We start from the raw sequence: 22,004 nt of genomic DNA on the forward strand, positions 1-22,004 counted from the left end.
CAAACACCTGTCGCCTTTGTTGGAAGGACTGCCCGAAGGTACGACCGTCTATGCCGATAAAGGCTACGACAGTACGGAAAACCGGCAATATCTGGAAGAACATCGGTTGCAGGACGGCATTATGCGCAAAGCCCACCGTAACCGTCCGCTGACGGAAGCGCAAACCAAACGTAACCGATATTTGTCAAAGACCCGTTATGTGGTCGAACAAAGCTTCGGCACGCTGCACCGTAAGTTCCGCTATGCCCGGGCAGCCTATTTTGGTCTGCGCAAAGTGAGTGCACAAAGCCACCTGAAGGCTATGTGTTTGAACCTATTGAAAGCCGCCAATAGGCTAAGTGCGCCTGTAGCTGCCTAAAAGGCGGCCGGATGCCTGATTAATCAGGTATCCAAGGGGGATTAAGGGGGTATTTGAGTAGAATCAGTGGATATTTGAAACAAAAACAGCCGAAAACCTGTGTTTGGATTTCGGCTGTTGGGGGAAAGGAATTTTGCAAAGGTCTCGGTCTGTCTGTATGCGTTATGCCCAGAAATCGTGAGGTGCATCCAATACGGGTTTGACAATACCGGTGCGGACGGCAAAATCGCCGAAGCCTTCATCATCGAGTCGGTTTCGAGACCAATCTGCTACCCAGCCTTCGACAATTTCAAGGATTTCAGGTTCGGTAATGTTTTCTTTAAACAGACGAGGAATGCGTGTGCCTTCACGGTTGCCGCCTGCGTAGAGGTTGTAGCGGCCGACTGCTTTACCGACCAAACCGATTTCCGCCAGCATGGCGCGGCCGCAACCGTTGGGACAACCGGTTACGCGCAAAACGATGTATTCGTCTTCCAAGCCATATTTGGCGAACATTTCGTCGATTCTATCGGAGAATGTCGGCAGGAAACGCTCGGCCTCTGCCATTGCCAGCGGGCAAGTCGGCAAGGCAACGCAGGCCATCGAGTTCTCACGCTGGATGGTAATCGATTTGCTGATAAGGCCATGATCTTTGGCGATTTTATCAACTGTGTCTTTCAATTCGGGCGGTACATTGGCAACCACCAGATTTTGGTTTGCTGTCAGACGGAAGTCGCCGGGATGGATTTTAGCAATTTCGCGTATACCTGTTTTCAACGGTCTGCCGGGATAATCGAGCAGACGGCCGTTTTCAATAAACAAAGTCAAATGCCAGTTGCCTTCATGCCCTTGTACCCAGCCGATATGGTCGCCGCGATGCGTGAATTCGTAAGGGCGGATGGGCTCAAACTTAATGCCCATGCGCCTTTCGACTTCTTCTTTGAACACATCCACGCCCACGCGTTGCAGCGTATAGCGTGTACGGGCGGCTTTGCGGTCGCTGCGGTTGCCCCAGTCGCGCTGGGTGCTGACGACGGCTTCGGCGGCGTTGAGGGTATATTCGAGCGGTACGAAACCAAATTCGTAAGAAGTGTTCGGATAGGTTTTGGTATTACCGTGTTCGCTGGATAAACCGCCGCCGACCAATACATTGAAGCCCACCAACTTGCCATTTTCTGCAATCGCCACGAAACCCAAGTCATTGGAATGAATGTCCACATCATTATCGGGCGGAATCACGACGGCGGTTTTGAATTTGCGCGGCAAATAGGTTCTACCCAAAATCGGCTCTACGTCGTCGGCAATTTCTTTATTGCGCGGCTCGGTCGGCTCGGTCGAGAACACTTTTTCGCCGTCCAGCCAAACATCGGCATATGCCATGGTACGCGGCAGAAGGTGCATACTGATGCGCGCCGCCCATTCATAGGCTTCTTGGTGCAAAGTGCTTTGCACTGGATTGCTGGTACACAACACATTGCGGTTGACATCGCTGGCTGTGGCAATGGAATCGAGACCTAGTTTGTGCAATGCCTGATGTGCCTGTTTTAAATCGGTTTTCAAAATGCCGTGGTATTGGAAGGTTTGACGGTTGGTCAGGCGGATAGAGCCGTAAATCGTATTTTCACCGGCAAATTTGTCGATACCCAGCCACTGCTTCGGCGTAATGATGCCGCCGGGCAAACGGCAACGCAACATCATGTTTTTTAAAGGCTCAAGTTTTTGTTCGGTACGCTCGGCACGGATATCGCGGTTGTCCTGTTCGTACATACCGTGGAAGCGGATAAGCTGAAAGTTGTCGGCAGTAAAGCCGCCGGTAAAGTCGTCTTTCAACTCTTCCTTAATCGTACCGTGCAGATAATCGCTGCGCTCTTTTAAGGCTTCGTTGCCGGACAAAGGCGTCTCAGGCAGCTTGGCTCGTGGATCGGTTGTGGTAGCAGTCATTGAAGCACTCCTTATTTTTGGTATAGGCGTTACTTTAATGAGGCCGTCTGAAAATGAGAAAGAATGGTTTGTTTGTTTTAAAGACGATTTTGTTATATTGATTAGAAACATAAAAAGGCCGTCTGAACTTTGCTTTCAGACGGCCTTGATATTGGACGGGACAAACCGATTAGGCTTGTTTGTTCCAACGTTCGATAGATTCTTTGATGACTTGTTTCGCTTCTTCTACATCGCCCCAAGACTCAACTTTGGTGGTACCTGCTTTTTTCAGGTCTTTGTAGTGGTTGAAGTGGAACTCGATTTGTTTGATCAGTTGTTGCGGTAAATCGGCCAAAGTTTTGTAGGCGTTGCCATTGTTGCGGTCGTCGGCTGGAACGCAGACGATTTTGTCGTCTACTTCGCCGTCATCAACGAATTTCATCACGCCGATAACGCGTGCTTCCAGGAAAATACCGGTTGCCAAAGGCTGCTCGGTCACCAGCAATACGTCCAATTCGTCGCCGTCTTCGTCCAAAGTTTGCGGAATGAAGCCGTAGTTGGTCGGTTTGGCGAAAATTGCCGGTTCAACGCGGTCGAGTTGGAAGGCGGCCAGTTTGCGGTTCCACTCGATTTTGTGGTTGCTGCCCGCAGGGATTTCGTTGACAACGTTGATGATGCCGCCGTCCACGTCGCCCGGGGTCAGGATTTTGTTGAAGTCTGCCATGATGGTTTCCTTTGATTTTAAAGAGAGTCAAACGGCGAAAGTATAGCAAACCCAAGGCCGTCTGAAAATGTGAAACTGTCGTATTCAGACGGCCTTTTTGGCATTCAGCCTTTTGACCAATTCTAAAATTGCGCGTTTATTGGAAGGGGAAAACACTTTTTCCGCCGCTTCTTCTGCGCCAAACCAACCGTAGGCAACATGTTCGTCCGGTTGTAGGACGATAGGCGTATCGCGCGGAATTTGGGCGGAGAAGATGTGTTCGCGGTTTTCAAAAACGCCTTTGGGATAGCGATGGCGCCAGTGATGATAGATTTCATAAACGGTGCTGTCATGCCAGTTTTCCAGCTGGCCGTCTGCCAGGCGGATACCGGTTTCCTCCCACACTTCGCGCCATGCGGTTTCTTCGATACACTCGCCCTCTTCCATGCTGCCGGTAACCGACTGCCAAAAACCTTGCGGCGCCGTACGTTCAATCAGCAGGATATTGCCGTCTTTATCATACAAAACAACCAAAGCGGAAACGGGATACTTCAGAGGCTTACCGCTCATGACTTGTCCTTGCCGGTTTGGTTAGGGAGGCTGATTTTTTGTAGTAAGTAAGCCAAAAGGTTTTCCATGTATCACTCAAAAATGGGAAATTGATATTCAGACGGCCTTTGCCGGAAATCCGCAAAGGCCGTCTGAAATTATACCTGATTTAACTGCACCAGTTTCCGAGACACCAGCTCAGCCGCTTCTTCCGGCGAGTTGGCCTTCAAGCCTACTTCGCCAAAATACGAAATTTTAGGCAAATCACACAAAAACTTATCGACGTCTTGCGCCGTCAAAAAGCGGCCGTGCAAATCGAATCCAACATTTAAAGCACGCCCTTTGATTTCCGCCACCCTGTCATGCAAATGGCCGTATAAGTGATACCAACCCTGATAGCAGCCGTCCCACTCCTGAATCGGATAGTGAAAAAGAACCAGCGTATTCTTAATTTCCGGCAATTTGAGTTTCAAATACGACCGTATGGACGACAGCAGCGGATGGCCGTCATGCTTGGTTTGGCTGCGGAACAAATCGGCATGCTGCCGAATCACATGATCATGATTGCCGTAAATCAAGTGATGTTGCCCGTTCAACCGCGACAAAACGCGCTCTATCTGCTTATGGTCTTGGGCAAAGGAAAAATCGCCCAAGTTGTACACCGTATCTTCAGGCGTAACGGTTTCATTCCATGTCCGGATTAAAAATTCATCCATCTGCTCCACGTTATCGAACGGTCGAAATTGCGGGCAGAATTTGGCAATGTTTTTATGTGAGAAATGTAGGTCGGATGTGAAGTAGGTTTTGCTCATGCCGTGTTCTCTGCGTTGCAGGCTTGAATCGTATCACGCGCGGGCGTATGCTGAGTAATGTTTATTGTGTGCTTCAAGGAGTTTTTATGCGTTTGGTTATTGCCGCGCCGGCCAACGGCGCAATATTGAAAGACGCGCTCAAAGCGCATCTGCAAAACGACACGCGCGTCAGCAGCTTGGTCGATTTATCCTCGCCAGAAGGAAGCTATCCGCAACTCTCGTTTGCCGCAGCCGAAGAAGTTGCGGCAGGACGCGCCGACCGTGCGCTATTGATTTGCGGCACCGGCGTGGGCACGGCAATCGCGGCCAATAAAGTGCGCGGCATACGAGCGGCGACAGCACATGATTTGCTTACTGTCCGCGGCTCGGTGGAAAACTATAACGCGCAAGTTTTATGTATGGGGCAAAACGTGATTGCCGCGCCGGCCGCTTGGGCGTTGGTGGATATTTGGTTGGATTTGCGCCACGACACAAGCAGCGGCTATGCACCTAAAGTCGGCGAAATTGAAGCATACGAGCGCGGAAAATAAATACGCATTGCTACATATATTTTCAGACGGCCTTACAACTGTCTCAAAAACGCTTGAATAAACGCGATTTTATCCAATTCCGACATGGCATTGAATGTTTCCTGATGCTCGTGGATATAGTCAATCAAAGGGTAAAATTCTTCATCAAGGTGGCGTTTATCAAGTTTGCGGCCAATATTGCCTTCGTTGCTTCGTCCTAAAAACTTGGAAATCAGGTAATACGGCGATTTGAGTTTGAACAGCATTTCGCCGTTTAGGGCATCAAATACCATAAAGCCTTCGTGTTCCACGTTTTTCAGACGGCCTTTCAGCTCGCCAAACGTGATGTTTTTCAGCGTTTCAGGACGGCGCACTCCGTATTGTTTGCCGATTTCGTCCAATTCCGATTCAGAAAATTGACGGCCGGTCGCCACGTCAATGCAGCCGATTAAGGTTTCGCCCAATTCTTCGCGGATGATGTGTACATCTTTCGCATCTGTGATTTCAAACAAAAAAGTATGGTTCGGATATGCGCGGAACAAGGTTTCGTATTGCGCGCAGTGTGCGGCGGTCATATCGGCAAACGCGCTATCAAGTGAACCGGTAGTCGAATATAGCACTTTGCCGTCAAACGCCGCGCCTTTGGACGGGTGGTCGTCTGAAAGCGAGACGAAAGTGCAGCAGCCGAGGAAGCCGTTCACTTTTACCACTGCATCCACCAATCGCTCGTCGCCGACGCGGATCGGGTAACGGCTGCCTTTGGCGATACGTTCCGAATAATTGAACACTTTTTTAAACGGGCGCACGATGATTCGATTATGCGCGTCGATAATCAAACCGCGCATTTCCAGCAAAGCATCATCAAAGCGGTTGTTATAGAACACGCTGCGGGCGTATTTCAACACGCGCAATTCGGGATAACGCTTGGATGCTTTGGCTGTAAAGTTACGGCTGCCGTGTTGCAGATAGTGATCGGTCACAAAGGTTTGCTGCGCCTCATCAAACACCAGCGGCTTATGCTCAATAGCCTGCATCTGTTCGATTTTTTCTAACTGCTCCGCATTTGCCGGTTGCACGGCCTCGATATGGATTTCGTTTGCCACACGGTTTTGGTTCAACTTGATATACGCCGCCAACACATCATGCTCTTTTACGCCGTGCAGGTTGGGATAGAAATTGTGCAATCGGTAGATCTCTGTTTCAAAACCGCTTTTCTCCGCCTGATCCAATAAATGACGGCAACGCGAAGTTTTTTGGTTGGTATTGGAATTAATGATCAAAATATTTCGATTCGGATTTTGGCGTCCAAGTCTCAAAGTTTCAGTCATCAAAGCATTGCCGCGTTTTTGCGCCTTATCCACTGCTTCGCCCGACCAACGATATTCACCGTATTCATCGGTAATGAACAAATCGTTTTCAATACGGACCACTTCCGCATCCTGATACTGCGCTTTAAATTCAGCGGCTTTTTGTTCGGCAAACGTCGATTTTCCCGAACCTTGATGACCGCGGATTAAGATAAATTTTTGCATTTTGTTTCCTTATTCTTTTTCTCAGCTTACCCTGAATAAATAGGCCGTCTGAAAAATATTTTCACCCTTTTTTCAGACGGCCTCAGCTTCAGTTCACAGCTGCCAACGGCGTTTTCTCAATCTCTTCTACCCAGAAATCTGTACCCATGCCTCGTTCGGCAAAGGAACCAATCAGGGAGAATACTTGGTCGGAGAAGCCGCCGATGTTCAAGATATCGTGACGGTTTCGTGCTTGAGCCTTGGTGTAGGGCTGGATATCTAGACAAACGAGTTTGGCTTCCGGACAACGTCGTTTCAGAATGTCCCACTCTTTCATCAGGCTGGTTGTTGCGCCCCATCGTTGGCTGTCATCTGCCCAACTTTCGTTGTCTGATACGATGACAACCAAATCCACGTCGGCTTTTTCACGGTTCAACATGGCAAGCGGTGCGCTGCATGCTGTTCCGCCGCCGCCGACATTGGCGAGTTTTTCGGCGTTGGTCATGATGCTGTCGCGCGGGTTGAGCTTCACGTTTACCGTGATTTGCTCAAACGGTATCACGCGGGCTTGCGGATTGGTACGCAACATAGCGGCGGACACGAGCGCGGCGATGTCGATACAGCGGGTTTTGGTGGATGCACTGCCGCGATAGCCGGTAGCCGGACTGTGCATAGAGCCGGAGACGTCCGGGCAAACCACGACTTTGCCTTGGATTACCGGTACGTTTTGTACGGCGGTTTCCATCGCATCTTGCAGGGCTTCGCGGATTTCAGACGGCATTTGATTAGATGTTGCCTGATACGCGGTCAGCAACTGATAAGGCAGGACGCGGGCGCGGGCAATGGCGGTTTCGTCACGCAGTTTTTCTGCCACCATTTTGATGTTTTTGCTTTTAGCAAACACTTCGTGGCGCAGGAAAGTGTTCAGGTTTTGACGAACCTGCTGCCATGAGCCGTTATGGGCGATTTGCGCCCAGTCGCCGCTGTTCAAGTCTAAAGCAGTGAGCATTTGGAAAGGAACGTTGGGCAATTCGCCTTCTCGGCTTTGTTTGTAGTCTTCAAAGGCGCGGGTAATGGGCGGCAATGCTTCGCGGTCGTACGGTTTGCCGATAAGCCACGCAAACCAGGCGGCACGCCATGCTTCACGCGGTTTGGGATGCACCATTTTGACCACGTCCGCCAGCGACGGGGCGTTGCCGATAGCGGCGTTCAACAATTGTTTTTCGGTGGCGGTCAAAAGCCAGGTCTGCATCAGTTTTTTCGGACGGTTGCCGAAGGATTTTCTGCCGACCGCGCCGCTTCGGATGATTTGCGCGAAGTTGCGCAACATTTTACCGTTGTCCGCCACTTGGTCGAATACGCGGGCAAGCATGTTCACGTCTTTTTGCGCCAACACGGCAAGCAACAGCGCTGGCATATCTTTCATAAAACCTTTTTGACGGGCATATACGGCAGTTTTGGCGATAAACTCGACATCTAGGCTTTCTGCCAATTTCAACACTTGGTCAAGCTGGCTTTGGGCATCAGCATAGAAGGTATTGTTCAGACAACCGGTAGCGGCAAGCTGTGCCAGCTGTTGTTTGGGTGTCAGCGTGTAGGCGATGCCGCCGGCTTCATTATAGGTATCGGTTTTAATCAAACGGTTTTTAATAGATTGAAACAAATTAGTATTAGCCATTTTCATTTTCTTTCATATTGTTGGTTTGAGGCCGTCTGAACTTGTTTTAGCTTTGTTTTTCAGACGGCCTTGAATGGGTGGCAGCGTGGCGGCTAAAGATGAAGAGAAGCGTTTTTAACTGAAAGCTAATGTATTCTCTTCCGGGCATCCGCCTACTGCCGTAGGGCGACCAGTTTAATTAGGATCATTCGGGTTTGTAGCAAGAAAGGAATGTAATCCTAATAGCATTCGCCCATAAGGGGTGGCACATTGGGCAACAAAGAGTGGAGAAATTTTTACGCGCTCTATCCACTGAGCTACTCTGCCATAGTTGGCGGCAGAGACGGGACTCGAACCCGCGACCTCGAGCTTTACAGGCTGTAATTCCTCCGGCATTTGCCGTTTGCACCAAAAACAGTTTTTATATCAGCCCGCCTGAATATTTCAGACGGCCTCGAATGGGTTGCAGCGTAGCGGATAAACATGAAGAGAAACGGTTTTAACGTGAAAGGTTAATGTACTCTCCCCAGGCATCCGCCTGCTGCCGTAAAAATAATATGGCACGCAACAAGTTTTTAAGGGAAACATGCCTTGGCTCTACCAACTGAGCTACTCTGCTATTGTGGATAACAGAGACAGGACTCGAACCTGCGACATAAGGATATCCATGTTGTAGTTTCCCCAGGCATTTGCCTGCCATATTGAAAAAGGGTGGGCGACTAAATAAACAAGACGTTCAACGTCTATTAGACGAGACAGGATTCGAACCTGTTAATCCAAATGTAGTCTTGTTGGCATTCGCCCTGTAACCACACAGCAACTAAATTTACGGAAAATTTTTCTCCGGTAACTGTATTTCCCGAAGCATCTGCTGTATCGTTACATTCACAACATAGCCAACAGCGTGCCAAGAATAAAATTTTTATAAAAATAATTTTTAATTTATTGAATATAAAGAAAATATATTTTAAAGTGGCTTTTATCGACAAGAAGCGTAGAATACTAAAAAATATATTTATAGATAGTTATATAGAAAATAAAATATACAAGGATATATGATGAGATTCGATGATTTGGACAAACGCTTGCGACAATACGAAACCGCTTATGACTTTTGCGTACCACAGGAAAATTTTATTGTTGTACGCTTAGACGGGCGTGGTTTTACACGACTAACCAAGGAAATTTGGCAGTTTGAAGCCCCGTTCGACATTCGTTTCCGCGACCTGATGGCGCACACCGTCCGTCATTTGATGAAATGTGGCTTCAATGTGGTGTACGGCTATTCGGAAAGCGATGAAATTTCACTATTGCTGCGTCGAGACGACGATACGTTCAAACGCAAAACGCGCAAAATCATTTCGGTATTGGCTGGTGAGGCCAGCGCCGCCTTTTCTGTGGCGCACGGGCAGACCGCCGCTTTTGATGCCAGAGTTTGCGTTTTGCCGAACGAAAAACTGGTGGTCGATTATTTCCGTTGGCGGCACGAAGACTCATACCGCAACGCGCTCAACGCCCACTGCTATTGGATGCTGCGCAAGAAAGGAGAAAGCGTATCCCGAGCCACAGAAGCGGTCAGCGGTCTCACGCGCGCGCAGAAACATGATTTGCTGTTTGAACACAATATCAATTTCAACGAATTGCCCGCATGGCAGAAACGCGGCTTCGGTGTGTATTTTCAGACGGCCTTAAAAGAAGGTTTTAATCCGAAAACTGACGAAACTGTACAAGTAAAACGCCAAATCCTGCATACGGATTTCGAGCTGCCGTTGGGCGATGGTTACGGCGTGTTTGTATTGGAAAGAATTGTTTAGAGGTCGTCTAAAAATGAATACTGCTACAAAAGGACAAATCCCCGCTGTTCTTATCATTGATTTGGAAGTCGATCCAAAAACCGACAAGCCGTTCAAAATCGGTGCATTCCGCCCCGACTCAGGTTTGTTTTTTGAAAAAGCTTTTCGTGGAGAAAAGGGTTTTCATACCGCCTTGTGTGAAATGGCTCATCTGACCAGTGGATTAAAGTGGCTGATGGGGCACAACATCCTCGGGCACGATTTAAAATATTTGAAGGCCGTAGTGCCCGAAGCCGCATGGCTTAAAGTGCCTGTTATCGATACGCTGTGGCTCTCGCCTTTGGCATTTCCGCAAAATCCGTATCACCGACTAATCAAAAACCATAAAATCATCTCTTCTGAAATTAATTCCCCACTCTCCGACTGTCACGCTTGCTGGCAGCTTTTTCAAGACCAATGCACTGCGTTCGGAAAAATCAAAGCCGAAAAGCCCGAGGAGTTTGCGCTGTGGACAGCCCTGTCTGATATACCCCTGCCGTATCGTCTTTCAGAAGACATTATGATTCCCGAGCGTGATACATCGCCAGATGTCAAGAAACTGATCGACACTATTTGGTTGATGATGCAGGACAACAATGATCAAGGTCGTCTGAAAGTCTGCCGCACACGTTTTTTGGAGTTAATGAAAACAGACATCCGTAATCCTGCTATATATCCTTCCCTCGGCTATGCCTTATCTTGGTTAAATGTCTCTGGTGGTAATTCTGTGTTAGCTCCGTGGGTGAGGCACCAGTTTCCCGATACGGCTCGGCTGATTGCCGAATTGCGTGACCATGATTGCGGTAGTACGGAATGCCGTTATTGTCAGGATACACTCAATCCGGAGGCGCAGTTACAGCGTTATTTCAAACTACCGACTTTTCGCGATGTAAAAGGATTTGATGGTGGACAACGTGCTGTGGTGCAATCAGGTATGAAGGGGTTGCATACGCTGGCGGTGCTGCCCACGGGCGGCGGCAAATCCTTGTGTTATCAGTTGCCAGCACTCAACCGCTACTACCGCAACGGAGGCTTGACAATAGTTGTTTCACCTTTGCAATCGCTGATGAAAGATCAGTTGGACGGTTTGGAGAAAAAAGGAGCTACCTGCGCTGCTATGCTTAACGGCTTGGTTGAGGTGGTTGAACGCGCCCAAATTTTAGACAAAATAGCTTTGGGCGATATCGGCATTTTGTTTGTCGCGCCTGAACAGTTCCGCAACACCAGTTTTATTAACGCTATTTCGCAACGCCAAATCAACGGCTGGGTATTCGATGAGGCACATTGTCTGTCTAAATGGGGCCATGATTTCCGTCCCGATTATCTATATGCAGTCAAATTTATCGCTGAATACAGTAAAAATAACGGTGCGGTCGCGCCGGTCAGTTGTTTCACTGCTACCGCCAAACCCGACGTCCTTGCCGATATTACCCACCATTTTCGGGAGGAAATGGGCATTGAGTTTCGCCAATTTATCGGTGACAACGAACGCGACAATCTGTTTTACGATGTGCTGGAAATTTCAGATGACCTTAAAAAGCAAAAAATCAACGAACTGTTGCATCGTGAACTTGATCATCAAAGCGGTGGAGCCGTGGTATTTGTCGGACGGCGGAAAAGTGCGGAAACCTATTCGGCTTATCTGAAAGAACAAGGCTGGGCATGTGAGCATTTCCACGCAGGTTTGGGGAACAACGAAAAAGCTGATATTCAAAACCAATTTATTGGCGGTAGTTTGCGCGTTATTGTCGCCACCAACGCCTTTGGTATGGGGGTGGACAAATCTGATGTGCGCCTAGTGATTCATGCCGAGATTACCGGTTCGCTGGAGAATTATTTGCAGGAAGCGGGTAGAGCAGGGAGGGATCAGGCAGATGCAAAATGCGTGTTGCTTTATGACGGCAAAGACGTGGATACGCAGTTTTCCATCAGCAAAATGTCGCAAATCGAATTGCGCGATTTGAAATCAGTATGGAAGAAAGTTGGTTGGCTGAATCAGGCGGCATACGGCAAAGACCATTGCGGTGAAATCGTGGCAACAGGTGGCGAAATTTTGCGCGACACTGAGGAGTACATGAGTTTTGACAGCGATGATAGACAGGCAGATACCAAAGTCAAAACCGTATTGGCATGGTTGGAACGTGCAGACTTATTGGAGCGTAAGGAAAATCAAACCCGTATTTTCCCCGCACGCTCAGGTCGTCTGAATCTAGATGAGGCGCTGGCGATTATTGAAAAAAACAAGTTCAGCAAGCGTATCTCGGAAATTTACCAAACGATTGCCGAAATTGTGTTTAAAGCGCCAGAGGACGCGCCTTTGAGTACCGATGATTTGGTGCAGGCAACAGCATGTAGTTTCACCGAATTGCGAGGTCATCTAAAAAAGCTGGAAGAATTGGGTATCCTTACCAACGATACGCATATGACCATCATTTTGCGTACCGATAACATAAAGCCTGCCGACAAACGTCTGGCACAAGTTATCGCCTGTGAGGAAAAACTCTGGCAGATTTTAAAAAACGAAATTCCAGAAGCAGATCAAGGTATTTGGCAAAACCTCTCATTGAGCGCTGTCTGCCACCAAATGCATGAGGTAGGTTTAGAAACCAATCCTGCTGAAATCAAACTTCTGATGCAGTCGCTTGCCGATGATAAAGCAGCAGAGCGAACAAACAGCAGTGGAAGTTTCCAAATCCGTGATGTTGGCAACAACCTTTTGAAAGTACGTTTCAAGAATCCCAAAAGCGACAGTTGGGAAAACCTACAAAACAATGCCGAACTTCGCCGTAATATCGGTCTGTGCCTTTTACCATTCCTGATGGCAAAAACCAATGGAGTGCGTCAAAAAGACGTAATGGTTGAAACCCGTATGGGTGAATTGGTGCAGCAGCTTGCCGACGATTTGGTATTATCGGTACAAATCCCGGCTGACCGTCGCGAGCTTCTGCTCAGGCAGACACTGCTATTTATGCACAAACAAGGCATTATCAAACTCAACCACGGCATGACCATTCTGAGACATGCCATGACTATTACACCCAATCCAAAAGCACTCTCAGCTAAACGCCAGTATCTTGCGGAGGACTATAAACCGCTTTCCATTTTTTACGGCGAAAAACGCTTTCAAATCCATGTGATGCAGGAATATGCCCTTCGCGCACTAAAAAATCTTACTGAAGGGTTGAATTTGGTGCGTGATTACTTTGGCTTGGAAGAAAAGAATTTTAAGAATAAATGGTTTAAAGGTCGTCTGAAAGAATTGGACGAGCCTGCATCGCCACAAACCCTGCGTGAAATTACAGACGGACTGAATGAGATGCAGAAAGCCGTTGTTACCGACCAAAGCGGCAGCAACCGTCTTATTCTTGCCGGACCGGGTTCAGGAAAAACGCGAGTTATTGTACACCGTGTTGCCTACCTTTTACGGGTGCAACATGTTCCCGCATCCGCCATCATTGTATTGACTTTCAACCGTTTGGCGGCGCAGGAGGTCAAGCGCCGCCTGTTCGGACTGGTCGGCCCTCTTGCTGCTGCCGTTACGGTTATGACTTATGACGGTATGGCAATGCGGCTTTTGGGTGTGCGCTTTGACGGCAACAACCGAGAATACGGCAAAAGTCAGTTTAAAGAATGGTGCAGGCAGGCTGCCGCTATGCTTTCAGACGACCTTGAAAACGATGATGGTAACGATGAAACACGCGAACGTATCATGGCAGGCTTCCGCTATATTCTGGTAGATGAATACCAAGACATCAGTGAAGAACACTACCGGCTTGTTTCTGCGCTTGCAGGTAGGAAGCGGGCTGAAGAAGACAAGCTGACCATTCTGGCGGTCGGCGACGATGACCAAAACATCTACGCCTTCAACGGCACCAGCAACGAGTACATCCACCGTTTCCAAAAAGACTACGACGTTGCCCAACCCGATTACTTGACCTACAACTACCGCAGTACACAATACATCATCAGCGCTGCCAACAGCGTGATAAACGGTATGACAGGTCGTCTGAAAACACTGCATCCGATTGTTATCAACCCTGAACGTCAAACACAGCCCAACGGTGGCGTATGGGCTGCAACAGACAGCATACGGCAGGGGCGTGTGCGCCACATCAGCCTGCCGTTCGGTAGCAGCAGCAACATACAGGGACAAGCTGTTATCACTGAAATAGGTCGTCTGAAAACCTTGGGCGCAGTCGCATGGAATGAGATTGCAGTTTTATCCCGTCATAATGCTAGTCTCAAACCTCTGCAGGCATGGTGTGAACAAAACGGCATACCTTATTTCTTGAGTGCCGACAAAAGCAGCAAAATCAAATTGCGCCACACCCGTGAGTTTGTCCGCCTGATTGATGGCGTGGAAAAACAAACCGAAGGCCTTACATCACAAGCTTTTGCAGAACTTATTAGTGAACAAGTGAAAAAAAGTGGGGGTAATTGGTGCGTTTGGTTTAGGCAATTACAAACTGATTTCTTAAACGAATATCCACTGAAAGATGAGAAGCTACCTGAAAAGTCAGATAACCTTGCAGAGAGTCGTGAGGCAGAAATCAAAGTGTCGCCCATAGAAGACAACGGGTCGTGTGAAAACAGTAGTGGCACTGTTAACCGATATTCGTCCTCCTTTCTGAAAAGCTGGCTCTACGAGTATGTAGGTGATGAACATGAAACCCGTTCGGAAGGTATATTTCTAGGCACGGCACATGCAGTCAAAGGATTGGAGTTTAAGCACGTCTTCATTTTAGACGGAGGTTGGCAGGGAGCTGACGAAGCCGAACAGAGGCTTTATTACGTTGCTATGACTCGTGCCATAGAAACATTGACCCTACTGCAAACTACTCCAGAGCATCCTTGGATGGCAAAGCTACCTGATGATATTGAAAGAGTGGCTCAAATCTTTACCGAATTACCTGATTTGAATACCGAATACAGACGTTTGGCGGCTTATCGAAACACGGCAGCCGAGGGAAAAACCGACAGCAAAAGTGATTTGGATATCGACTTCATCGTTTGTCACAACAATGTCGAAACTGTGAGACAACGCCTGTTTACTGCTGCGAAGCTGAAAAAAGACGATCCACTGGAAATGAAACGGACTGAGGATGGCAGATATATTTTCCTTTCTGATGATATTGAAGTTGCCCGTACCGTTAAATTACCACCGTTGCCGACAAAAACTACCGCCTATGCCAACACTTTCAGAGTACGTTATTTAGACGAAGTAGGAGAATCATTTCGCCAACGTATCCCAGAAAAAATCGGTACGAAAAAGCTGGAAAAATGGACGCTTGTTATTCCTATGTTAGTGATACCGCCTGAGTAAAAAGAGTTTTTCAGGCTATCTCAAACATGAAGAAGGCAGCTTGAATACAAGGCTGTCTGAGACTCGAACGGAATAAACGGAATAAAAGATGAGTAACAAAAAACAAGTCGCCGTCAGCTTTCTCGGTACGGTATTGGATAGCGGTTTCGGTCAGGGCCGTTGGTTGAAATGGCGGCCAAACGTCGCCATGAATCAGCGTCAAGATTTTCATCTCGACCGTATGGAGCTGTTTTATGCGGAGAAATACCGCGAACTGGCGGATCATGTAAAAGCCGATATTCAGCAGGTGTCACCCCACACAGTCGTTAATCTCGTGCCTATGGAGCTGGCAAACCCGTGGGACTTCTCCGAGGTTTATACCAAGCTGCACGATTGGGCAGCAAGCTATCCATTTGATACAGAAGAAGAAACCTATCTCACCCACATCACCACGGGTACGCACGTTGCCCAAATCTGTCTGTTTTTATTGGTGGAATCGCGTCAAATCCCCGGCGTACTGTTACAAACCGCTCCACCCAAAAACCAAAGACGCAGTATGGAGGACGGCAATGTCGGCAGTTATGAAATCATAGATTTGGACTTGGCTCGTTACGACGTACTGGCCGAACGCCTTGCCGCCGTACGCGATGACGCAGTGCGCTACCTGAAAAGCGGCATTTCCACCCAAAACGCCGCCTTCAACCGCATGATTGCCGAAATCGAACAAGTCGCGCTCAACTCCCCTTCCCCCATTCTGCTTTCCGGCCCGACAGGCGCAGGCAAATCCATGCTGGCACGCAGGATTTTTGAATTGAAAAAAGCGCGCCATTTGATTAAAGGCACATTTGTCGATGTAAACTGCGCCACCCTTCGCGGCGACGGCGCAGCATCTGCCCTGTTCGGCCACAAAAAAGGCGCCTTTACAGGCGCCGCAGAAAAACGTGAAGGCTATTTGAAAACTGCCGACGGCGGCGTATTGTTTTTAGATGAAATCGGAGAATTGGGCTTAGACGAGCAAGCCATGTTGCTCAAAGCCATTGAAGAAAAACACTTTTATCCCGTCGGCAGCGACAGCGAAGTCAAAAGCGACTTCCAACTCATCGCCGGCACCAACCGCGACCTGCGCCACGAAATCCGCGCCGGACGCTTCCGAGAAGACCTGTTCGCCCGCATCAACATCTGGAATTACCCACTACCCGCACTCGCCAACCGCCGCGAAGACATCGAGCCCAACGTCGAACACCAGCTCGCCCTAGCCTCGCAAGAACTCGGCCGAACCACCCGCTTCAACAAAGAAGCCCTGGCCGCCTACCTCGACTTCGCACACTCAGACCAAGCACCATGGCGTGGCAACTTCCGCGACCTCGCCGCCAGCATCATGCGCCTAGCCACACTCGCGCCACAAGGCAGGATACAGGTAGAACAAGTCCAAGCCGAAATCGAACGCCTCAAATGGTTATGGTCGGAAGAACCCTTTTCAGACGGCCTCTTACATAACAGGCCATCTGAAAAAGCACAAGACTACCCCGATAAAGTCGATTGGGACACATTGGATTTGTTCGACAAACTACAACTGCAACACGTTATCGATGAATGCCACAAACACCCCAACATGGCCGCTGCCGGTCGTGCATTGTTCAATATCTCCCGAACAGAAAGAGCAAAAGTCAATGACAGCGACCGATTGAGAAAGTATTTGCAACGGTTTGGACTGGAATGGGGGGATATTTAAATAGAGTGGGCAAGCTAGCTCATTTTAATCGCATTATTTTTCATCATTTATAAAAAATAAAAGGCATCAATCCGATGCCTTTTATTTTCGTTAATATGAAAATTAACGTTCATACCAACGTTTGATCGATTCACGAATCACTCTTTGGTTTACTTCAAAAATGCCGCATGATAGGCAATATGCTCACCAATAAAACTGGCGATGAAGTAATAGCTATGATCGTAGCCTTTGTGGAAGCGCACATCGGCCGGTTGATTTGCCGCACGACAGGTTTCGATAAAATCTTCGGTGCGTAATTGTGTTGGCAAAAACTCATCTTCCAAACCCTGATCAATGCGCATACCTTGTACTTTATAGCCTTGTTGGATCAGCGAGCTGGCATCATATTGCTGCCATTTTTCGCGATCTTTCCCTAAATAGGCAGAAAAGGCTTTCTCCCCCCAAGACACGAGGCTAGGCGATAAAATGGGCGAAAAGGCAGAAACACTTTGATAACATTCCCGATTTCTCAGCGCCAATACCAATGCGCCGTGTCCGCCCATTGAATGTCCCATAATGGAACGTTTGCCATTGGTAGGAAATTTTTCCTCAATCAGACTAGGCAACTCATTCAAAATATAATCATACATTTGATAATTCGTCGCCCAAGGCTGCTCGGTGGCATTAAGATAGAAGCCCGCACCCTGCCCTAAATCGTAAGCAGCATCGTTCGGCACTTGCTCTCCGCGAGGGCTGGTATCAGGTGCAACCACAATCACTTGATGTTCAGCCGCATAACGCTGAAAGCCTGATTTGGTAATGAAATTTTGTTCCGTACACGTTAAGCCGGAAAGCCAATAAATCACACCAAGCGGTCGATTCTCCTGATTATCCGGCAAATAGACGGCAAATTTCATTTCGCATTGAAGCGTTTGGGCATGATGCGCCCAAACTTGTTGCGAACCACCAAAAATTTGATGTTGTTCAATCAGTTTCATCGCGTACCTTAGTAATGAATAACAGCGCGGATCGATTTACCTTCATGCATTAACTCAAAGGCTTCATTAATTTGATCGAGCGTCATTGTGTGGGTCACAAATGGTTCCAACTGGATGTCGCCTTTCATTGAATCTTCGACCATTTTCGGCAGTTCAGAACGGCCTTTCACGCCACCAAACGCCGTGCCTTTCCAAACACGACCTGTTACCAACTGGAACGGACGAGTTGAAATTTCTTGTCCTGCACCTGCTACGCCGATGATAATGGATTGTCCCCAACCTCGGTGTGCACTTTCTAATGCTTGACGCATTACATTTACGTTGCCGATACATTCAAAGGTATGGTCAATGCCCCATTTATTGATGTCTAACAACACATCTTTGATCGGTTTATCGTAATCGTTCGGATTCAAACAATCCGTTGCACCGAACTGTTTTGCCAACTCGAATTTTGCAGGATTGGTATCAATAGCAATAATACGACCGGCTTTGGCTTGACGTGCACCTTGCACCACCGCCAAACCAATCGCGCCCAAACCAAACACGGCCACAGAGTCGCCTTCTTGCACTTTTGCTGTGTTATGTACCGCACCAATACCTGTGGTAACGCCGCAGCCGAGTAAGCATACTTGTTCATGGTTGGCTTCTGGATTAATTTTTGCCAGTGAAACTTCTGCAACAACAGAGTATTCACTGAAAGTCGAACAGCCCATATAGTGATAGATCGGCTGGCCTTGATAAGAAAAACGCGTCGTGCCGTCCGGCATTAAACCTTTACCTTGCGTATCACGCACTGAGACGCATAAGTTGGTTTTACCTGAACGACAAAACTCACATTCGCCACATTCAGCGGTATAAAGAGGAATAACGTGATCACCCGGTTTTACGCTTGACACACCTTCGCCCACAGCAACAACCACACCCGCACCTTCGTGTCCAAGCACCACTGGGAATACGCCTTCAGGATCGCTTCCTGATAACGTAAATGCATCAGTATGGCACACGCCCGTGTGCGTGTTACGAATTAACACCTCGCCTTTGCGTGGCATTTCTACGTCGATTTCCACAATTTGTAAGGGTTGATTTGGTGCGAATGCTACCGCCGCACGAGATTTGATGGTTGAATTGGTTTGTTTATTTTCCATTATTTTTGCCTTTTAATTCATTAATAAAGTTATCTAGCCAAAGTAAGATAGCAACAGCTTATACTCTGACCTCCACTCTAAAGCAAGCGTTTTTTGCAATTTTCGCTCCAGCGGTAGCATGATCGACTGATGGGCCGCCATGCAATCGTTGATTAAAGGCTTCCGAATATTTCCCTAAGTCATGCAACTTTCCCATCTGGCAGGCCTGTTCCTGTGCCCCAAATACTCGCGCAAACTCTGCCGCCACTTCACCAACATTGACCGAATGGCTTTGCAAGGTTTGCCAATGTTCGTAAAGCAAGAGATTGCTGAGTTTATCTTGGGCAGAATGGGCGTAGTAAATTAAGGGTTTCATATTGAAATTCTAAAAAATTCAAACTGATATTATGCAATAATAATATGATATTAAATTTAATATGTAAATAAAAAAATGCCGTCTGAAACTTTTTCAGACGGCATTGTTATTGATTAACCTTTATAACTTGCTTCTAATATCCCCCACCGCTTTCACTAAAGCCTCGGAAAGCGAAGGATCAAAAGAAGAGCGGCCTGCTTGGACGATATTTGAACACACAGCCTCCCGAAGGCTGCTGACGGGATAGGTCGGCATAGAGTTCGTAGTTGCTGAAGTTTCAACACACAGCCGCCCGAAGGCGGCTGGGGCCTCTCTCAAAAGCCTTGCTCTGTCAGGTTTCACAGCCCCGATTTCGCTAAGCTCCCGAGAAAAACGTGAACGCGAGTATAACACAGCCTTATATATTGCGCCCTATCACAGGGGCATTTTTAACATAACTAAAGCCCCTTTAACAAAGGGGCTTTTTTATGTGCATCGTCTTCTACACAGTAAATCCAGAACCTCCAACATTCCCAAAATCTTTTATTGTGCGCATCTTCAAAGATGATGAAGACCACACACAATGTCTTAAAACCATCAATTTCCCTATTTCTTCTCCAGATCACCTTTTTCATGCACAAAACGCCGCTAACGAATATGGCCGTTTATATGTAAGTGGAATCATGAATAAGGAGCATCTCCAATGAAAAAGGAAATGAACACAAAAGCGCGTATAGCCGCCTTTGGCGGTGTCAGCGCAAGCGACACGCCAAAGGCGGATTCACGCGCGCCGATGGCGCCCCCCTCATCTAACAGGGGGGGTACAGAAATCGAAGACGCCGGAGCATTCCAAGAATCCTTTGAATGTTACGAAACTTATATCTTAGATGGTAAAGGCAATCTTTTAGGAGTTCCGCTCCGTCGCGGTGTATCCGATTCTGCTTTTATCGACCAAATCAGCTTTTCATTTCATGAAAAAACCTTTTTCGATAAATACGGTGTCCGTGTAAGTCTTTTGGAAGATGAAGATTTCATACGAGCTGCTTCCATGCTCGCAGAAGAAGTTTTCGGTTTCGGTATCTACAAAGAGTCCAAAGGTTCGGGCGGTCGTTTCTATGAGCGTTGCTGGTTAATGGGTTCAGAAGACGCCCTGTACGGTCGCGTTCACTTCGGCGGTCAACAAAATACCATCCTTTTCGAATTGACCGGCACCGGTTGCGGCGTAGCAAAGGAAGGCTGGGAATCCCGACTGTTCGCATTACTGACCAACGCAATACGCCCAAAAATTACCCGCGTTGACGTAGCCAAAGACTTTTTCAATGGCGAATACAGCCCGAACCAAGCCCGTGAAGACCGCAATAAAGGTCTGTTTACCTGCCATCACGTCAAACCCAAAGGCGAATGTTTGGGATCTGACTGGGAAGAAGATGATGAATCCAAAATGACTAAAGGCAAGACCTACGGTATCGGCTCCCGTGAATCGTCCAAATACGTCCGCGTCTATGAGAAAGGCAAGCAGTTGGGCGATAAAACAAGTACATGGACGCGCTTTGAAATTGAATTCAAAGCAAAAGATATCGTTATCCCTTTCGAAGTTTTACAGAATCCGGGCGAATATTTCGGCGGCGCATATCCGATTTGCGAACGCTTCGCCCAAAAGGCAACGCGCATACATGCGGTTAAAGAAGACAAAGTCATTACAGCCGATCGTTATCTTGAATGGGTTAAAAAACAGTTTGGACGTGCGGCCAACGGTCTGAAGTTCATTTTTCCCGAATTGGATAAAGCCAAACTGTTTGAACTGATTGAGCCGAATCATCACAAGCTGCCCAAGTCTTTAGCTCCCGAAGCATATGACTGCGCGTTTTTGAAAGCACAAGCCATTCATAATCAGCCAGCATTCAAACCGTATAAAGACCCTTACGACATGTACGAATATTACGCGCGTCTGGAAAAGCAGCTTGAACAGCAAAAACAAGTCAATGATGAAGAAAGCTATAACAACTTCATATACGACAAATTTTCAGGATTACCGATTTCATGGGCTTAAAGCGTCTGCCTGCAAAGACGTTTAATCACACAAGGAAACCAAAAAATGAACATCCAACTTCAAGGCCACATCGTCGGCGTTAAAAAGTTCAACGGACAAATCGAAGGCAAGAACTTTGATTATTGCCGACTGATTGTTGCCACACCCTTAGACAGCTCCCAAGGCAACGCACTGGGCAGCTCTACTACTGAATACGATTTTGGCGGCTCTGCCAACTTCGAGCAGTTCCGAAATGCCCAATTTCCGATCGAAGCAAACCTCAATGTAGAAATCGTCACCACGGGCAAGACTCAAAAACTGAAAGTTATCGGTTTCCAATCCGTTAAGAAAGGCTGATTGAATGCAGAAAGTCTATGTTGTCCAGTCCGTATCAACAGGGGACTTTCTGTATTTATCCCCTGATACGGGCGATATTGGACATACAAAATTAATTACGAATGCAGATTATTTCTTTGATTTTGAAGAAGCTGTTAACGCAGGTTTGGAAGAAATCGGCAATCAATACGAATTTGTCGTATTTGGATTTTTGAAAGACTGATTTTCAGCGTTCGGCGGTCGCTGGAAAAACTTCATTATTTCCGCCAAACACTTTTAAAAGGAAAAACATCATGAAATTGATGAACACTTGCCGTAA

At 47.6% G+C, this 22,004-nt stretch carries 16 protein-coding genes and 1 pseudogene; 8 read left to right on the forward strand and 9 right to left on the reverse strand.

What is annotated here, in order from left to right:
* Nucleotides 1-358: transposase (locus HMPREF2865_RS04010; RefSeq protein WP_141752514.1), on the forward strand; the 358-nt coding region annotated here is incomplete at its 5' end.
* Nucleotides 359-520: 162 nt separating this feature from the next.
* On the opposite strand, the gene cysI is transcribed toward HMPREF2865_RS04010, so the two are convergent.
* The 4 genes from cysI to HMPREF2865_RS04030 all read right to left on the reverse strand — a co-directional run bounded on the left by cysI (nucleotide 521) and on the right by HMPREF2865_RS04030 (nucleotide 4,321).
* On the reverse strand, nucleotides 521-2,278 hold the full coding sequence (cysI, locus tag HMPREF2865_RS04015; protein ID WP_070645738.1) for an assimilatory sulfite reductase (NADPH) hemoprotein subunit: 1,758 nt from the start codon (nucleotides 2,276-2,278) through the stop codon (nucleotides 521-523).
* 169 nt (nucleotides 2,279-2,447) lie between these two features.
* Nucleotides 2,448-2,981, reverse strand: coding sequence for an inorganic diphosphatase (locus tag HMPREF2865_RS04020; RefSeq protein WP_003678634.1), 534 nt, complete (start codon nucleotides 2,979-2,981; stop codon nucleotides 2,448-2,450).
* Between the two features lie 84 nt (nucleotides 2,982-3,065).
* Nucleotides 3,066-3,530, reverse strand: coding sequence for a dihydroneopterin triphosphate diphosphatase (nudB, locus tag HMPREF2865_RS04025; protein WP_070645739.1), 465 nt, complete (start codon nucleotides 3,528-3,530; stop codon nucleotides 3,066-3,068).
* A gap of 137 nt (nucleotides 3,531-3,667) precedes the next feature.
* The gene (locus HMPREF2865_RS04030; RefSeq protein WP_070645741.1) at nucleotides 3,668-4,321 is read right to left on the reverse strand and encodes a metallophosphoesterase; all 654 of its coding nucleotides are present in this window, start codon (nucleotides 4,319-4,321) and stop codon (nucleotides 3,668-3,670) included.
* Between the two features lie 86 nt (nucleotides 4,322-4,407).
* On the opposite strand from HMPREF2865_RS04030, the gene HMPREF2865_RS04035 reads away from it, so the two are divergent.
* Nucleotides 4,408-4,851, forward strand: coding sequence for an RpiB/LacA/LacB family sugar-phosphate isomerase (locus HMPREF2865_RS04035; RefSeq protein ID WP_070645743.1), 444 nt, complete (start codon nucleotides 4,408-4,410; stop codon nucleotides 4,849-4,851).
* A 32-nt stretch (nucleotides 4,852-4,883) separates the two neighbouring features.
* On the opposite strand, the gene HMPREF2865_RS04040 is transcribed toward HMPREF2865_RS04035, so the two are convergent.
* Nucleotides 4,884-6,362, reverse strand: coding sequence for an RNA ligase (locus tag HMPREF2865_RS04040; protein WP_070645745.1), 1,479 nt, complete (start codon nucleotides 6,360-6,362; stop codon nucleotides 4,884-4,886).
* Between the two features lie 88 nt (nucleotides 6,363-6,450).
* Nucleotides 6,451-8,025: a vWA domain-containing protein gene (locus tag HMPREF2865_RS04045; RefSeq protein WP_070645747.1), complete on the reverse strand. Its 1,575-nt coding sequence runs from the start codon at nucleotides 8,023-8,025 to the stop codon at nucleotides 6,451-6,453.
* A gap of 1,031 nt (nucleotides 8,026-9,056) precedes the next feature.
* Here HMPREF2865_RS04045 and HMPREF2865_RS04050 point away from each other — a divergent pair.
* From HMPREF2865_RS04050 to rtcR, 3 genes are all read left to right on the forward strand, one after another.
* On the forward strand, nucleotides 9,057-9,812 hold the full coding sequence (locus HMPREF2865_RS04050) for a tRNA(His) guanylyltransferase Thg1 family protein (RefSeq protein WP_070645749.1): 756 nt from the start codon (nucleotides 9,057-9,059) through the stop codon (nucleotides 9,810-9,812).
* Nucleotides 9,813-9,825: 13 nt separating this feature from the next.
* On the forward strand, nucleotides 9,826-15,153 hold the full coding sequence (locus tag HMPREF2865_RS04055) for a RecQ family ATP-dependent DNA helicase (protein WP_070645751.1): 5,328 nt from the start codon (nucleotides 9,826-9,828) through the stop codon (nucleotides 15,151-15,153).
* 88 nt (nucleotides 15,154-15,241) lie between these two features.
* Nucleotides 15,242-16,864 (forward strand): RNA repair transcriptional activator RtcR, encoded by a 1,623-nt coding sequence (gene rtcR, locus HMPREF2865_RS04060; protein WP_070645753.1) that lies wholly within the window; start codon nucleotides 15,242-15,244, stop codon nucleotides 16,862-16,864.
* A gap of 149 nt (nucleotides 16,865-17,013) precedes the next feature.
* On the opposite strand, the gene fghA is transcribed toward rtcR, so the two are convergent.
* The 3 genes and pseudogenes from fghA to HMPREF2865_RS11550 form a co-directional block, all read right to left on the reverse strand.
* The gene (gene fghA / locus HMPREF2865_RS04065; RefSeq protein ID WP_070645755.1) at nucleotides 17,014-17,841 is read right to left on the reverse strand and encodes an S-formylglutathione hydrolase; all 828 of its coding nucleotides are present in this window, start codon (nucleotides 17,839-17,841) and stop codon (nucleotides 17,014-17,016) included.
* Nucleotides 17,842-17,849: 8 nt separating this feature from the next.
* Entirely contained in the window at nucleotides 17,850-18,959 is a 1,110-nt protein-coding gene (locus HMPREF2865_RS04070; protein WP_210389847.1) for an S-(hydroxymethyl)glutathione dehydrogenase/class III alcohol dehydrogenase, read from the reverse strand.
* Nucleotides 18,960-19,080: 121 nt separating this feature from the next.
* Nucleotides 19,081-19,341, reverse strand: a pseudogene (locus HMPREF2865_RS11550) (CRISPR-associated endonuclease Cas3''); the annotation flags it as partial.
* 772 nt (nucleotides 19,342-20,113) lie between these two features.
* On the opposite strand from HMPREF2865_RS11550, the gene HMPREF2865_RS04075 reads away from it, so the two are divergent.
* The 3 genes from HMPREF2865_RS04075 to HMPREF2865_RS04085 are packed head-to-tail and all read left to right on the forward strand — an operon-like array spanning nucleotide 20,114 to nucleotide 21,908.
* The gene (locus HMPREF2865_RS04075; protein WP_234395983.1) at nucleotides 20,114-21,370 is read left to right on the forward strand and encodes a replication initiation factor domain-containing protein; all 1,257 of its coding nucleotides are present in this window, start codon (nucleotides 20,114-20,116) and stop codon (nucleotides 21,368-21,370) included.
* Between the two features lie 45 nt (nucleotides 21,371-21,415).
* Entirely contained in the window at nucleotides 21,416-21,706 is a 291-nt protein-coding gene (locus tag HMPREF2865_RS04080) for a hypothetical protein (RefSeq protein WP_070645759.1), read from the forward strand.
* 4 nt (nucleotides 21,707-21,710) lie between these two features.
* Nucleotides 21,711-21,908 carry a hypothetical protein gene (locus tag HMPREF2865_RS04085; RefSeq protein WP_036493982.1) on the forward strand — a complete coding sequence of 66 codons (198 nt, stop codon included), beginning with the start codon at nucleotides 21,711-21,713 and terminating at the stop codon, nucleotides 21,906-21,908.
* The last annotated feature ends 96 nt before the right edge of the window (nucleotides 21,909-22,004 follow it).

The sequence above is a fragment of the Neisseria sp. HMSC073G10 genome, assembly GCF_001812605.1.
In the GTDB taxonomy this organism is placed as follows: domain Bacteria; phylum Pseudomonadota; class Gammaproteobacteria; order Burkholderiales; family Neisseriaceae; genus Neisseria; species Neisseria subflava_A.